The sequence below is a fragment of the Massilia sp. P2_C2 genome (assembly GCF_056404615.1).
The window spans coordinates 1-12,948 of sequence record NZ_JBFUDR010000175.1; the positions used below are offsets into that span (position 1 = coordinate 1).

At 65.8% G+C, this 12,948-nt stretch carries 13 protein-coding genes and 1 pseudogene; 4 read left to right on the forward strand and 10 right to left on the reverse strand.

Features of this window, described 5'->3' with window-relative positions:
* Both AC1DYX_RS19235 and AC1DYX_RS19240 read left to right on the forward strand, forming a co-directional pair.
* Nucleotides 1-290: pseudogene (locus tag AC1DYX_RS19235) on the forward strand (hypothetical protein); the annotation flags it as partial.
* A 255-nt stretch (nucleotides 291-545) separates the two neighbouring features.
* The gene (locus AC1DYX_RS19240) at nucleotides 546-2,507 is read left to right on the forward strand and encodes a GAF domain-containing sensor histidine kinase (RefSeq protein ID WP_477261717.1); all 1,962 of its coding nucleotides are present in this window, start codon (nucleotides 546-548) and stop codon (nucleotides 2,505-2,507) included.
* Nucleotides 2,508-2,510: 3 nt separating this feature from the next.
* On the opposite strand, the gene AC1DYX_RS19245 is transcribed toward AC1DYX_RS19240, so the two are convergent.
* Together AC1DYX_RS19245 and AC1DYX_RS19250 are read right to left on the reverse strand one after the other, a co-directional pair.
* The gene (locus AC1DYX_RS19245; RefSeq protein WP_477261719.1) at nucleotides 2,511-3,635 is read right to left on the reverse strand and encodes a DegT/DnrJ/EryC1/StrS family aminotransferase; all 1,125 of its coding nucleotides are present in this window, start codon (nucleotides 3,633-3,635) and stop codon (nucleotides 2,511-2,513) included.
* A 60-nt stretch (nucleotides 3,636-3,695) separates the two neighbouring features.
* Nucleotides 3,696-4,088 carry a PPC domain-containing DNA-binding protein gene (locus tag AC1DYX_RS19250; protein ID WP_477261721.1) on the reverse strand — a complete coding sequence of 131 codons (393 nt, stop codon included), beginning with the start codon at nucleotides 4,086-4,088 and terminating at the stop codon, nucleotides 3,696-3,698.
* 242 nt (nucleotides 4,089-4,330) lie between these two features.
* On the opposite strand from AC1DYX_RS19250, the gene AC1DYX_RS19255 reads away from it, so the two are divergent.
* Nucleotides 4,331-4,639 carry a hypothetical protein gene (locus AC1DYX_RS19255; protein ID WP_477261723.1) on the forward strand — a complete coding sequence of 103 codons (309 nt, stop codon included), beginning with the start codon at nucleotides 4,331-4,333 and terminating at the stop codon, nucleotides 4,637-4,639.
* 9 nt (nucleotides 4,640-4,648) lie between these two features.
* Here AC1DYX_RS19255 and AC1DYX_RS19260 read toward each other — a convergent pair whose 3' ends face one another.
* The 3 genes from AC1DYX_RS19260 to AC1DYX_RS19270 all read right to left on the reverse strand — a co-directional run bounded on the left by AC1DYX_RS19260 (nucleotide 4,649) and on the right by AC1DYX_RS19270 (nucleotide 8,965).
* Entirely contained in the window at nucleotides 4,649-6,853 is a 2,205-nt protein-coding gene (locus tag AC1DYX_RS19260) for a hybrid sensor histidine kinase/response regulator (protein WP_477261725.1), read from the reverse strand.
* Between the two features lie 87 nt (nucleotides 6,854-6,940).
* The gene (locus AC1DYX_RS19265; RefSeq protein WP_477261727.1) at nucleotides 6,941-8,446 is read right to left on the reverse strand and encodes an HD domain-containing phosphohydrolase; all 1,506 of its coding nucleotides are present in this window, start codon (nucleotides 8,444-8,446) and stop codon (nucleotides 6,941-6,943) included.
* Between the two features lie 282 nt (nucleotides 8,447-8,728).
* The gene (locus tag AC1DYX_RS19270; protein WP_477261729.1) at nucleotides 8,729-8,965 is read right to left on the reverse strand and encodes a hypothetical protein; all 237 of its coding nucleotides are present in this window, start codon (nucleotides 8,963-8,965) and stop codon (nucleotides 8,729-8,731) included.
* Between the two features lie 185 nt (nucleotides 8,966-9,150).
* Here AC1DYX_RS19270 and AC1DYX_RS19275 point away from each other — a divergent pair, with 185 nt between their 5' ends.
* The gene (locus AC1DYX_RS19275; protein WP_477261731.1) at nucleotides 9,151-9,642 is read left to right on the forward strand and encodes a DUF3016 domain-containing protein; all 492 of its coding nucleotides are present in this window, start codon (nucleotides 9,151-9,153) and stop codon (nucleotides 9,640-9,642) included.
* A 124-nt stretch (nucleotides 9,643-9,766) separates the two neighbouring features.
* On the opposite strand, the gene AC1DYX_RS19280 is transcribed toward AC1DYX_RS19275, so the two are convergent.
* From AC1DYX_RS19280 to AC1DYX_RS19300, 5 genes are all read right to left on the reverse strand, one after another.
* Nucleotides 9,767-10,705: a hypothetical protein gene (locus tag AC1DYX_RS19280; RefSeq protein ID WP_477261733.1), complete on the reverse strand. Its 939-nt coding sequence runs from the start codon at nucleotides 10,703-10,705 to the stop codon at nucleotides 9,767-9,769.
* A 20-nt stretch (nucleotides 10,706-10,725) separates the two neighbouring features.
* Complete coding sequence (locus tag AC1DYX_RS19285; RefSeq protein ID WP_477261735.1) at nucleotides 10,726-11,226, reverse strand: hypothetical protein; 501 nt, start codon at nucleotides 11,224-11,226, stop codon at nucleotides 10,726-10,728.
* 14 nt (nucleotides 11,227-11,240) lie between these two features.
* A complete protein-coding gene (locus AC1DYX_RS19290; protein ID WP_477261737.1) occupies nucleotides 11,241-11,831 on the reverse strand; it encodes an RNA polymerase sigma factor in 591 nt (196 codons plus the stop codon).
* A 75-nt stretch (nucleotides 11,832-11,906) separates the two neighbouring features.
* Nucleotides 11,907-12,350: a thioesterase family protein gene (locus AC1DYX_RS19295; RefSeq protein WP_477261739.1), complete on the reverse strand. Its 444-nt coding sequence runs from the start codon at nucleotides 12,348-12,350 to the stop codon at nucleotides 11,907-11,909.
* 33 nt (nucleotides 12,351-12,383) lie between these two features.
* Nucleotides 12,384-12,948: sulfite exporter TauE/SafE family protein (locus AC1DYX_RS19300; RefSeq protein WP_477261741.1), on the reverse strand; the 565-nt coding region annotated here is incomplete at its 5' end.

Sequence of the window (12,948 nt, forward strand, 5' to 3'; positions counted from 1 at the left end):
ACATCAGCGCGTTCCACACGCTCGTCAAGACGGCGTCTGAAGTGATCCGCCGCCACGAGCAGCAGTTGCACGCGCAACTGCACAAGAGCACCGTCGTCTCCACCGCCGAGGGCGAGCTGAAGGTGACGCTGGACATCGTGCCGGACGAGGACAATCCGTATGCGCTGTTGAGCGCCTTCGACGACATGGGGGAGCGCGTGGCGCAGGTGCGCGTCGATCCCGGCTTCAAACTGTCGCCGGCGTCGGCGCAAACCTGGGTCGAGAACGAGTTCCGCGCGCCGCGCAGATAACCAATTGCGGTGGCATGGTAGGTCATAGGGTGGGCACCCCCGTGCCCACGCGGAACGTCAACATACCGCGAACGTCACGCGTGGGCACGTCTCATTGGATTGATGCCCCCGGCATCAATCCCCCCCCGGCATCAATCCCCCCGGCCTCAAATGCCTACCCTACGCCTGTGGTTTTCTGCTACACGATCTCCGCAGGACGAACCTGAACTGATAAGATTTCCTAAAAGCATCATTTGAATGCGACAAGGGGAATCGATGGAAGATCGTCTCGCCCGCCTGGAAACGGTCCAGGCCATGCTGCTCGGTATTGGGCACCTGTCCGCCAGCTGTACCGACGTCGCCGAATTCATCGGCGCGGTCCACCGCGCGCTGGGCCGCATCATGTATGCGGAGAATTTCTACGTCACCTTGGCCGAGCGTGAAGACGACACGATCCGCTTCGTCTACTTCGTCGATACGGTGGACGAGGGCCCGAGTCCGGACGAGCGCGTGACGCTCGCGTCGCCCGACCAGTCGCCGACGGCCTGGGTCATGCTCAACAGGCAGCCGCTGACGCTGACGGCCGACGAGATGCGCGCGCATGAGAACGGCGCCGACTGGGGGCAGGGCAGCATCGCCGAGCACTGGATGGGCTGGCCGCTGCTCGACCAGCAGCACGAGCTCCTGGGCGCCATCGTCATCCAGAGCTACCTGCCGCAGCATACGTACAGCGACGAAGACCAGGCGCTGTTCGCGCTGATCGCCAACCACGTGTCGAATGCCCTGCAGGGCCTGCAGAGCATGGACCGCCTCGAGCGCGCCGTGCAGGAGCGTACGCTGCTGCTTGCGCGCGAGGTGGCGGAGCGGCGCCGCGCGGAGCAGGTCCAGCACGCGCTGTACCAGATCGCGGACCTGTCCGCGACCGCGCTCGAGACCGACGTGCTGGCATCGAACCTGCACGGCATCATCGGCGAACTGATGATGGCGAAGAATTTCATCATCGCGCTCACACATCCGGACACGGGCGAGATCAGCGTCCCGTATTTTGCCGACGAAAAGGACGACGTGCCGCCGCCGCAGCGTTTCCCGTTCGGGATGGGCATGGTGTCGTACGTGCTGCAGACCAGGCAGGCGCAACTCCACGACGCCGGCAGCTTCGCGCGCCTGCACGCGGCCGGCAAGGTGGAGCAGCCGCTGGGGAACACGGACATCGCCAGCTGGATGGGCGCGCCGATGCTCGTGCACGACAAGGCCTACGGTGTGCTGGTCATGCAGAGCTACGACCCGGCCGTGCTGTACACCAAGGCCGACCTCGACCTGTTGGCCTTCATTGCCAGCCACGTTGCGGTCGCGATCGCGCGCATGCAGGCCGACCGCGCGATCCGCAAGGCCAAGGAACGCCTGGAACAACAGAACGCCGCGCTCGAACAGGCGCTGCACCGGCTGCAGGAAGCGCAGACGGAACTGGTGCGCCAGGAAAAGCTCGCGTCGCTGGGCCAGATGGTCGCGGGTGTCGCGCACGAGATCAATACGCCGCTGGGCATCTGCGTGACGGCCACGAGCCACCTCGTGCAGGAACTCAAGCTGACGCGCGAGGAACTGGCGGCGGGGGAGATGACGCAGGAAAGCCTGGAGGCGTTCTTCGACATCGTCGACCAGTCGCTGCGCATCATGACGACGAACACGCAGCGCGCCGCGGCCCTCGTGCGCAGCTTCAAGCAGGTGGCGGTGGACCAGTCCTCGGACGACATCCGCGCCTTCAACCTGGGCACGTATCTGAACGAGGTGCTGCTGTCGCTGCAGCCCAAGCTGAAGGGCCGGCCGGTCGAAGTGGCGATCGACTGCCCGCGTGACCTGCTGCTGGAGAGCTTTCCCGGCGCCGTGTCGCAGATCGTCACCAACATGGTGGTCAATTCGCTGATGCACGGCTTCGAGCGCGACCAGCCCGGCCACATCACGATCCAGGCGCAGGCCGACGGCGACGACGTCGTCTTCATGTATGGCGACGACGGCGCGGGCATGAATGCGGACACGTTGGCCAAGCTGTTCGACCCGTTCTTCACGACGAAGCGCGGCAGCGGCGGCAGCGGCCTCGGGGGCCACATCCTGTACAACCTCGTGACCGGCGTATTGGGTGGCTCGCTGCGCGTGGAGAGCAGCCCGGGCGACGGCCTGCGCTACCACCTGCGCTTTCCGCGCAAGGTGGGGCGGCCCCGGGCCGAACTGCGGACAGCCTGACGTTCAGCGTGCCGTCACGCCGAGCACCTGAGCGACGGCCGCGCACACGCGGTCCACGTCCGCGTCGGTCATCCCGCAGTGCAGGGGGAGCGTGACGGTCTCGCGGCCGATCCGTTCCGCGTTCGGGAACTGGCCTTCGCGCCAGCCGAGGCTGTGGCCCAGCGTGGTCAGGTGCGACGGTTCGTACGACATGCCCGTCGCGATGCCTTGTTCACGCAGTGCGGCGCGGAATGCCTGGCGCGTCGTACCGAGCGCTTCGTACGGCAGCAGTACACAGAACATGTTCCAGCTCTGGCCCGGCACGCCCTGCGGCGGCAGCACGGCGCCGCCGATGGCGGGGAACATGTCGACATAACGGTCGGCCAGACGCTGGCGCTGCGCCAGGAAGCCGGGAAGCTGCGCCAGCTGCGCGAGGCCGATCGCGGCCGACACGTCCGACATGTTGTACTTGCCGCTGGCGGTGGCGACGTCGCGCGTGTCGTCCGGCAGGCGCTCGATGCCGTGGAAGCGCAGCACCTCGATGCGCCGCGCCGTCTCCTCGTCCGGCACGACGATGGCGCCGCCCTCGATCGTCGTCATGTTCTTGTTGGGATGGAAGGAGAACGTGGCGATGTCGCCGAAGCTGCCGACCGGCTGGCCGTTCCACGTCGACCCTTGCACCAGTGCCGCATCCTCGATCACGCGCAGGCCGTGGCGGCGCGCGAGTGCGTACAACGCGTCCATGTCGCCCAGGGCACCGGGGAAGTGCGTGGGCACGATCGCCTTCGTGCGCGGCGTGATGGCCGCCTGCACCTGGTCGAGGTCGATGGCGCGCGTGACGAGGTCGCAGTCGACGAACACGGGGCGGGCGCCGACCTTGACGATCATGTTCATCGTCGAAAAGAAGCTCTGCGTGGACGTGATCACCTCGTCGCCCGGCCCGATGCCGCACGCCAGCAGCGCCAGCTCCATCGCGCCCGTGGCCGACGTCAAGGTGCGCGTGGGCCGGCCACCGAACGTCGCCGACAGCGCGCGCTCGAATTCCAGCACGCGCGGGCCGCTGGCGATCCAGCCGGTGCGCATCGTGTCCGCCATGGCGGAGATGGTGGCGTCGTCGATCGCGGGTTGGGAGAAGTTCAGCTGGGCCATGGGCGTCCTTCGGTGAGTGGGCGGATCGGACATTCTAGCCGGGCGCGCCCGCCTGATTGATCAGGCCTTCACGAACAGCTCGTCAAACCCCGTCGCCGGATCGAACTCCCGGCGGAAACGATGACGCGGCAGCAGCGCGATAAGCACCTCGGCCGTCGTACGCACGATGCAGCCCGGGCCGAGGTGACCGCCGAGGACCCGGCCGCCGTCGTCCGCCACCGACACATGCAGGTGCGGACCGTCCGGAGACAGCGTGCCGCCCAGGGTGATGATTTCCAGGTCGCCGCGCAGCTCCGTGAATTCCGGGCGGCCGGCGAAGCGCAGCCTGGCGACGGAGAGGCTGCCGATGCCTTGCAGGACGAAGGCGGCTTCCACGTGGTGTTGCGCGACGAGGGCGTCGAGCACGGCGCGCAGGTCTTGGCCGGCGCCGATACGCAAGGGCAGGGTCTGCATCGTTTCCTCCATTGATGCCCCATTCTACGCCAGCCATGCAGCATGGTGCGGATAAAAGTTGCTACATGGTAATTGCAAATGCAGACTATTGATCTGAATTTACATTTGCAAGGAGTTCAACGGCTGTTGCATTTTTGAATAGTCAATACGTAGTATTACGCGTATCATTCATGGTTCCTGAAGAGAGAACCGCGAAGATACGCGTAAATTGCCCGAAAATGTCAACAAAATTTATCATTAAGATGACGCTTGCCTTAACATTGTCCGGCTGCGCGAGCATGGTGCCGGTGACCGAAAGTCACTATGCGAGCAAGGATGGCAAGCTGGCCATCCGCGGTGAGCTGGTCGACAGCACTGACGTCCGGATCTTCGTCAATGGCGAAAAAGTTATCGAGGACCAGATTTCGCTGATGCACGGCGACGGTAAATTCAACGGCAACTACCAGGGCAAGCCGGTCAGTGCCGATTGCGCCACGGCGGCGGGGCGCAGGTCGAATGCCACCACGTGCACCGTGGCGGTCGCCGGGGAGCGGGTCACGCTGACCCTGTAAGACGACGGCTCAGCGGGTGCCGGACAGGTTGGACAGCAGGGTGACCAATTGGTCGATCTCGTACGGCTTGCCCAACACCTGCACACCCGGGATGGCGGCGCGCTGGTCCGTGTAGCCGGTCGCGAGCACGACCGGCAGCCCGGGACGGCGCTCGTGCAGGATGCCGGCGAGGTCGACGCCGCTGACCTTGCCGGGCATGACGATGTCCGAGAACACGACGTCGGCATCGAGGCCGGCGTCGAGCATGGCCAAGGCCTTGTCGCCGTCCGCCGCAACCATCACGTCGAAGCCGCAGTCTTCCAGTCCGCGCACGACCGCCTCGCGCACGAGCGGGTCGTCCTCGACGAACAGCACGCGTCCGCTGCCGCGGCCCGGTGCCGGGCCCTCGTCACGCGCGGCCACGGCCGACAGCGGTTGATGCGAGCGCGGCAGATAGATGTCGATCGTGGTGCCGACGCCGACAGTACTCGTCAGCACCAGCCAGCCGCGCGACTGGGTGGCGAAGGCATACGCCTGCGGCAGTCCGAGGCCGGAACCCTGGCCCGGCGGCTTGGTCGTGAAGAACGGGTCGAGGGCGCGTGCCTGGACTTCCGGCGCCATGCCGGTGCCCGTGTCCGTCACGCTCACGCGCACGTAGTCGCCGCCCGTGCGTTCCAGCGTGGGTTCGAGGATGCAGTTGCGGACCTCGATGGCGAGGCGGCCACCGTCCGGCATGGCGTCGCGCGCGTTGATCGTCAGGTTCAGCAGCGCCAGGTCGAATTGCACCGGGTCGATCGTGACGGGCCACAGGTCGTCCGCGCACTGCAGTTCCACCCGGGTGCCCTGGCGCAGCACGCCGCGCAGCAGTTGCACGGAGCCGCGCACCTGGTCGCCCGGGGCGACCGTCAGCAGGCGCGCATCCTGCACGCGGCCGAATGCGCCGAGGCGCGTCGTGAGCGCGGTGGCGCGGCTGACGGTGCGCTTGCAGGTGTCGATGAAGCCCAGCACCTTGGGCTGGCTCGACGTCAGCGACGCCAGTTGCAGGGCCGTCGTCAGCGTCTGCAGCAGGTTGTTGAATTCGTGGGCGATGCCGCCGGTCAGGCGGCCGAGGGCTTCCAGTTTCTGGCTGCGTACGAGGGCGCTCTGGGCACGTTCGTTGGCCGCCACGGCCTCGGCCACGCGCTGTTCCAGTTCGGCCTGGGCGGTCAGGATCTGGCGGCTGGCCGCGGCCATGCGCTGCGCCACCGCGTCGATTTCGACGATGCCTTGCGGCTGGTAATGCACTTCGCGGCCGGCACCCAGGTCGGCGGCGCTGCGGCCCAGGTATTCGATCGGGATCGCGGCGCGCCGCGCGAACCAGCGCGCGGCCACCGATGCCAGCACGAGCAGGATCGCCATGATGGTCGCCAGGAAGGCGGCCGCATGCAGCGGCACGCGGCGCAGGTCGTCGATGGGTATGCTGACGAGAACTTTCCAGTCAGACGCGGGCACGGTGCTGTAGAACGCCTGCACGGGAATGCCGGCCAGGTTCCTGTTCGCGAACGCGCCTTCGCGGTGCGCGGCGAACTCGGATCTCGCCGTGGGGGTGACGAGGTGGCCGCGGTAGCGCTCGGGATCGAGCGAGCGCGCGACGATCCTGCCGCTGCGGTCGATGATGGCAGCCTGCCATTCGGCCGGGAAGCGCTGTTCGCGCAGCAGCCCCTGCAGCGTTGCCGCGTTCACGCCCATCGAGAGGAAATAGCGCACGCTGCCGTCGATGCGTACGGGCACCTGGATGGCGAAGTCATGGCGCTGTCCGAGGGTGGACACGAACAGGTCGGATACGAGCGTGCGGTCGGCGCCGTACTGCTTCATCAGCGCGTCGATGTCGGACGCGCGCCGGATGGGTAATTGCGCACCCGGCGCGGCCCGCGTGTTGATCAGCTGGCGCCCGTCCGGGCTGATCAGGATGATCGCCGTCTCGGCGGTCGGCGCCAGCGACCTGGCGTGGCGCTCGAAGGTCTCGAGGTCGCCCCGGGCCAGCGCAGGCGAGTTCGCCAGCGCGTGCAGGATGCCTTCCTTGATTTCCAGTTCGTTGTCGACGAGCAGGGCGAAGGCGCGTACGGCTTCCTTGACGCTCGTCTCCTGGGCGCGCCGCTCTTCCTGATAGACATACCACACGGCCAGTACCGCCGCGATGAAGGCGGGTACGAGGATCGCGAGGATCAGGAGCAGCAGTCGGGTTCGGATACGCATGGGCCGGATGGCGGTCGGGACAATATTGCCTCGAAGCTCTGCATACTACCCGAGTATGCCGGTATTGTCCCGGCCTGCGGTTTTTGCTCAGTCCGGCCAGCGCTCATTGATCTCGGCCGCCTTGTCGAGGTTTCTGATGAGGATGTCGACATAGTGGGGATCGAGGTGCTGGCCCGCCACCTCGCGCAGGTAGTCGCGCACCTGGTCGATCGGCCACGCCTTCTTGTACACGCGCTCGTGCGTGAGGGCGTCGAACACGTCGGCCACGGCCACGATGCGGGCGTACGGGTGGATGTCCTCGCCCTTCAGTCCCCGAGGATAGCCGCTGCCGTCCCATTTTTCGTGGTGCTGGTGGGCGATCACGGCGGCCGCCTTCAGGATCGGGCGCTGCGAGCCGTCCAGGATCTGCAGGCCGATGGTCGGGTGCTGTTTCATGACGTCCCATTCCTCGGGCGTAAGGCGGCCCGGCTTGAGCAGCACTGCGTCCGGCGTGGCGATCTTGCCCACGTCGTGCATCGGCGCGGCATGCATCAGTACGGCCGTCTCGTCGTCGGACATGCCCGATTCCTGGGCCAGCAGATGGCACACCTGGGCCATGCGGCGCACGTGGTTGCCGGCTTCGTTCGAACGCGATTCGACGACGTCGCCCAGCCGCAGGATCAGCTCCGCCTGCGTGTCCGTGATTTCCTGGTTCAGCAGGATGTTGTCGAAGGCGATGGCGACGCCCGAGCAAAAGACGTCGAGCAACTGGATGTCGATCTCGGAAATCTCTTCCACACCCTTGAGTACGAGCAGCGAGGCCTTGCCGCTATTGTTGGGGAAATAACCCACATAGGTGTCCCCATGCAGCTTGGAGATGCGGTTGTGGCGTGCCTCGTCCAGTTGGGCGACCAGTTCGGGACCGATGTCCTCGTCGCCGACGTCGCCGATGCGCGCCAGCACTTCGTACCGGCTCTCGCCCGCGATCACGCTGGCGCCGGCCACGCGCACCAGCATGCTTTGCTCCAGGCGCAGCAGGGCGACGACCTGCTGCAGCAGGCCGCTGGCGAAATCCTTCAGGCTGCGCTGCCGGAACAGATGGCTGGACGCGGAGATCACGCGCTCCAGCCCTTCGCGGTAATTCTGCTGGACGCGGCGGGCGTCCTCGACCTTCATGATGTCGCGGTAGGCGCGCAGGGCAGCAAACGTCGTCGTAAACAGCTTGGTGCGGTCGAGTTCCGTCTTTTCCTTGTAATCGTTGATGTCGTAGTCGACGATCACGCGTTCCTCGGGCGCCTGGCCCGGCTGGCCGGTGCGCAGCACGATGCGGGTGAACTGGTTGTCCAGCTCCTGGCGCATCCAGCGTGCCACTTCCAGGCCGCTGTCCTCGCGCTCCATGACCACGTCCAGGAACACGAGCGCGATATCTTTTTCCCGCGCCAGCATCGCCTTCGCCTCGGCACCGCTGTAGGCATGCAGGAACGAGAGGCTGCGGCCGTCGAGGCGGAAGCGCGACAGGGTCAGCTTGGTGATGTCATGGATGTCCGGCTCGTCGTCGACGAGCAGGATTTTCCAAGGGGCAAGCTTCGGCGCGGTTGAGGACGGGAAGGGCATGGACGATCCAATCTTGTGAACGGGTCGGTAACAGAACAGATGTTGCAGTAAGGCACCATCAGCCCAGATTGATTGTAGTATGAGCAGCTTCTATTAACAACAGGAAATATTACTTGCAATAAGATGAATGTCACAATGTTGCAACGTATTGTCGCGATTCGAACGTCACGCGTGGGCGGAGGCCGCCCACCCTACGCAACGGGTAGGGTGGGCATTTGAGGCCGGGGGGCCTCAAATGAAACGTGCCCACGCGCCACGTTMGCGCTATGTCGGCATTAATGCTCAGCCGTAACGCTTCTGGCAGCGTTCGCACCAGAAGCTGCGCCGGTTCGTCCGGCCCAGGTTGGCCTTGTGGAAGGGGAGTTGGCAGCGGGGGCAGGTTTTCTGGGTGTGCGCCAGCTGGCCGACGAGGCGGGTCGTGTCGATGGCCCAGGTATTGCCCTCCGCGCGCACGATCTCCTGGCCCACGAACCGGGCTGTCTGTTCCTTCAGGATGACCAGCGACGGACCTTCCGGCATGATGTGTTCCTGTTGAATTCGCACCGCTGCGATTGTGCGGTGCAAGTGCTCGCGGCACCTGTGCGGGGACTAACATTTGGATACAAAGTTTGGACAAGGCTTAACGGACGCAGCCATGGAAACCGGCGTATAAGAAACGTATATTGAATAATGAATAAACGGCGCAGAACGAAAGGAAGGACATCATGAAATCGCTCATGAAGACGATGGCCCTGGCGGGCCTGCTGGCGCTGGCTGCGGGCAGCGCATCGGCCGCGGTCAGCGTGGCGTGGATCCACCCCGAGAATTTCCACGACCTGCCGTTCCCCACGTGGGAACGCAAGGAAATGCTGGAGCAGATCACCGACCATTTCAAGAAGCTGGGCGAGAACCTGCCGCCGGGCCAGGACCTGCGCATCGAGATCACGGGTTTCGATCCGGCAGGCCACCTGGTGCCGAGTATCCGGCTGGGGCGCGACCTGCGCGTGATGAGCGGCCGCGCGGACTGGCCGCGCATGGAGCTGCGTTACGCGGTCGAGCAGAACGGGCAGGTGATCAAGAGTGGCGAGTCGCAGCTGCAGGACATGAATTACCAGCAGACGTTCAGCCACTATTTCGACAGCGAGCCGCTGCGGTATGAGAAGCAGATGATCGACGACTGGTTCGGCAAGACCATTGCGCCGATCCGCAAGCGGTAATCTGTGGGCGAGCATCTGGTGGGCACAGGGTGCCCACCCTACGGTTGTTCATCGTTGATCGGCCGTCATGCGGTAGGGTGGGCACCCCGTGCCCACCATGCATTGCCACAATCCGTAAACCAGTTTATTTGTCGGCTCGACCGGCCTTCTCGCGCCAGTGGGCATCCGGCCCGCGCATCGTGTAATCGGCCGGCACGGCGAACAGGGCGGCGGCCGGTTCCTCGCGTTTGACGTTCTCGAGGCGGAAGACGACGTCGCCGCTGCGCGGGTCGCTGTGCTTCGTATAGACGGTCACCTGCAGGTCGGGTGCCGTCCACGTCTCGTCCGAGACGACGATGGGATTGCGGTTGCCGATCGCGCCGGCCGGGATCTCGTAGCTGCGCAGCTTGCCCTCGGCCCTGATGCCGCCGAAGTCGCGGGTGCCCAGGTCCTTCGTGACGCTCTTTGCAGACCATTTGGCATCGTCGATGGCATTGGCCAGCGGCGCCAGGCGCATTCCCAGTCCATTGTCCGCGGCGGACTTCGGCACCTGGATGCGGACGTCTTCCTGGGCAGGCTGGTGCGCGTCCGGATTGACCCGCTCGACGCGCCGCACGATGACCTCGTCCATGCCGTCCGGCGTCTTGCGGCGCTCGACCGGCGGCATGGTGCCATTGTTGCGCATGTGTTCGGCGGGCCGGTTCCTGTCGATCCTGATGGCAACTCTTTCCTGGGGCTTGAGTATCCACGTCAGGTTGGCGACCGGATCGTTGATCGTCACCGTTTGCAATTCACCCTTGTCGTTCACGATTTCCTGACGCGTGCGGCCGGCGCTGTCGCGGTAATAGGCCGTCGGGCGGCGGCGGTCGCTGATCTGGTTACCGTCGGCCAGGGCTTGCTGGCGTTCGCGGATGGCATGGGCGCTGTAGGGGGCATTCTTGACGGGCTGCATGCGCGCGATGAGGGGGCCGTCCGGGCGGATGTCGAGATGCCCCTTGGCTTCCGCGCCGGTCGTTTCCTCGGCGAGGCCCGGCGCGGCAATGCTGGACAGGAGCAGGGCAAAGATCAGTGGCTTGGTTGGCATGGCATCCTCGTGGTTTCAGGTCATTCGACGGCACTCAGGCGCAGCGCCAAGGGCTGGCCGTCCGCGGCGACGAGCAGCTCGGCGCGCACGGATTCGCCCGCGTTTTCCGGCGTCAGCGGCACGCCCAGCGCGGCCAGGCTCGTGCGCGGTACGTTGGCCGCGACCATGCGCGGCGCGGGCTCCGCGGCAATACGCTCGGCTGAATCGAGTGCGATGAACGGGGCGCTGTCGTCGAGCGCGACGATTGTGCGGGCCTGCGGGGCATCCTCGACACGAGGCGTTTGCAGGACGACGGCCAGCGCCAGCGCGCCCGCCGCGAGGCCAGCCATGCCGCCCGCCAGCAGCCAGCCGCGCGGGCTCGGCGCGCGGAACCAGCGCCGGCGCGGCGGGTGCAGTCGGGCGAATGCCTGCAATAATTCCGCCTCGACGCCGCGCGGGGTGTCCAGGCGTTTCGTCTCTGCGCGCAGCGCGTCGAACAGGGGATCGCGGTGCGCGGGCTTATCGACGTTTCGAGTATCCATGATGGCTATCCTTGTCATGCTGCGCTGGCGGTGGTGCGCCAGCCGGCCAGGCGCTTGGCCAGCGCCGCCCGCCCGCGCGACAGGCGCGAACGCACGGTGCCGATGTCGACCTGGCAAATGTCGGCGATTTCGGCGTACGACAGCTCGTGCATCTCGTAGAGGATCACGGCGTCGCGGTAATGCGGCGCCAGCAGCGCCAGCGCCCGCCGCACTTCCTCCGCGGCTTCGTTGTCCAGCAGGCGCGCCAGCGGGCAGGCATCGTCCGCGGCCAGCTCCGGGCCGTCGCCTTCATCCCCGTCGTCCGTGCCGGGCAAGGCCTGGTGGCGCTGGCGCGCCGTCTCGTGCTTCAGGATCAGGTTGCGCGCCACGCCGAACAGGAAGTGCTGCAGCTGGCCGCGCAGCGGATCGAACCGGAAGCGCTCCGTCAGTAGACCCATGAACGTTTCCTGCACCACGTCGGCGGCCGTGTCGGCGGACCCGCAGCGCAGCAGCGCGAAGCGGTACAGCGGCCCCTGGTGGCGCCGGTACAGGGCCGCGAAGGCATCGGCTGCACCGCTGCGCATCCGGCGCAGCAGGTCGGTGTCGGTGGTCGTTGTCGTGGTCATGGGTCGTTGTCCGTGCCCATATTCCGCTGGCGGACCGGGAAAGTTCCCGGTTTTTTTCGCCGATCCGGACGGCGTTCAGTCGACCCAGTTCACGCGGTCGAACTTGGTGCGGAATTCCTCCGGCATCGCGACCACCTGGCTCGTCTTGTAGTTGAAAAAAACAAAACCCTGCTTGGCCATCGCGACGAGGGTCTTGTCCTTCGGCCGGGTGATGCGGAAGGTGATGTCGCCGCCATACTTGTTGAAGTCCATGACGCCCACTTCGAACAGCAGCTGGTCGCGCGCATGCGCTTCGGCGCGGTAGGTCGTCGCGAGGTCGGTGACGATGATGCCGGTGCCGTCGCGCTCCGTCTCCGTGATGCCGTATTCGAACAGGAAGCGGGCCCGCGCCTCGGAGATCATGGAGATCATCGAGTCGTTGCCCAGGTGGTTGCCGGCATTGATGTCGGTAACGCGCACCGTCAGCAACGTGGTGTAGTAATACTGGTCTTCGGGGAAGGTCAGGGTCAGTCGGGCCATGGCAGCATGCTCAAAGACTCAACTGTACACCGATTACAGGCTGCGCAGCATGAACCCGCAACCGGCCACCATGCAGAGCCCGCCCACCAGACGCTTGACCAGGACCCCGTCGAGACGATGGATGACGAAGGCGCCGACCAGCACGCCGGCAATTTCAAAGACGTCAATGAAGGCGGCCAACCCATAATCGATGCTGGCGTAATGCAGGTTGGCGAGCGAACCGGACAAGGCGCCGACCGTTTGCAGCGCCTGCCCGACGCCGATCGCCGTCAGTACCGGATAGCCGCACAGGACCATCAACGGCACGGACAGCACCTGGCCGCCGATGCCGGCGAGGCCGGAACAGAAACCCGTGACGGCGCCGATTGCGGCAAGGATCAGCCAGCGCTGGCGCGCGCCTGCCGGCATGGCGAGCGCCGCCTGGCCGCAGATACCCGAGGTGTACGTGCCGACGACGAGGATGACTGCGGCCAGCACGGTCGACAGCGACGCCGTGTCGAGATGATGGCCGATCCATGCGCCGGCAAATCCTGTCGACGCCGCGCCGAGGCATACCGGCCGTGCCAGCGTCCAGTCCAGGCTGCCTTTCCTGTGGAAG

Coding starts and splice junctions, on each gene's coding strand:
- AC1DYX_RS19260 (WP_477261725.1), bottom strand. CDS start 6,853: ATGCGTATCCGAACCCGACTGCTGCTCCTGATCCTCGCGATCCTCGTA.
- AC1DYX_RS19280 (WP_477261733.1), bottom strand. CDS start 10,705: ATGCCAACCAAGCCACTGATCTTTGCCCTGCTCCTGTCCAGCATTGCC.
- AC1DYX_RS19250 (WP_477261721.1), bottom strand. CDS start 4,088: ATGCAGACCCTGCCCTTGCGTATCGGCGCCGGCCAAGACCTGCGCGCC.
- AC1DYX_RS19290 (WP_477261737.1), bottom strand. CDS start 11,831: ATGACCACGACAACGACCACCGACACCGACCTGCTGCGCCGGATGCGC.
- AC1DYX_RS19255 (WP_477261723.1), top strand. CDS start 4,331: ATGACGCTTGCCTTAACATTGTCCGGCTGCGCGAGCATGGTGCCGGTG.
- AC1DYX_RS19245 (WP_477261719.1), bottom strand. CDS start 3,635: ATGGCCCAGCTGAACTTCTCCCAACCCGCGATCGACGACGCCACCATC.
- AC1DYX_RS19285 (WP_477261735.1), bottom strand. CDS start 11,226: ATGGATACTCGAAACGTCGATAAGCCCGCGCACCGCGATCCCCTGTTC.
- AC1DYX_RS19240 (WP_477261717.1), top strand. CDS start 546: ATGGAAGATCGTCTCGCCCGCCTGGAAACGGTCCAGGCCATGCTGCTC.
- AC1DYX_RS19265 (WP_477261727.1), bottom strand. CDS start 8,446: ATGCCCTTCCCGTCCTCAACCGCGCCGAAGCTTGCCCCTTGGAAAATC.
- AC1DYX_RS19295 (WP_477261739.1), bottom strand. CDS start 12,350: ATGGCCCGACTGACCCTGACCTTCCCCGAAGACCAGTATTACTACACC.
- AC1DYX_RS19275 (WP_477261731.1), top strand. CDS start 9,151: ATGAAATCGCTCATGAAGACGATGGCCCTGGCGGGCCTGCTGGCGCTG.
- AC1DYX_RS19270 (WP_477261729.1), bottom strand. CDS start 8,965: ATGCCGGAAGGTCCGTCGCTGGTCATCCTGAAGGAACAGACAGCCCGG.